General features: G+C 58.0%; 1 protein-coding gene. It reads right to left on the bottom strand.

Translation table 11 applies throughout. The features are described 5' to 3' along the window. Positions 1-20: 20 nt before the first annotated feature. The coding region (locus tag A3730_RS18410) for a DUF4139 domain-containing protein (RefSeq protein ID WP_156501249.1) at positions 21-521 on the bottom strand (501 nt) is incomplete at its 5' end.

Below are 521 nucleotides of genomic sequence, written 5' to 3'. Positions count from 1 at the left end.
TTATTAACTATTAATTGCCTTTAAAGCCCTTCTACACCGCTCAGCATTGCCCCTTCCGGGTAGCGAATTTCGAAGCCTTGTTTGAAACTTTCTTCCCCCCCGGCGGGCAAGGTGAACTGCCAGCGCTGCAGCCCTTTCACATCATCCACATCACTAGCATCTGCGGCTTTGCCTTTGGCCGTGACAGCAATATCCTCGTTACCGGCCACCGGCAGGCGATCCAGCAGATCCACCGTCACCGCCTTGTCGTAATGGGACGTCAGAGTGATGTTTTTCAGCGCAGACAGGGTCTTCTCCTTGCTGATCAGGCCGACTTCTCCTTGCTGTGATGGCTCGCGCACCACGGCAATCTGCAGGCGCGGGTCATCGCCGAAACTCATCTTCACCTTTTCGCCCTGCTTGATGCTGTCGCCGCGGTGGTAACGGGCCAGCCGCTGACCATCTCGCAGCAGCGTGACACGCCCCGCCAACCAGGGCAGTGCGCTGGTATTCTTCCATTCCCCCACCAGCAACACCGCCGG

The organism is Alcanivorax sp. HI0044 (assembly GCF_001634945.1).
This window is presented reverse-complemented; position numbering and strand designations above follow the sequence as displayed.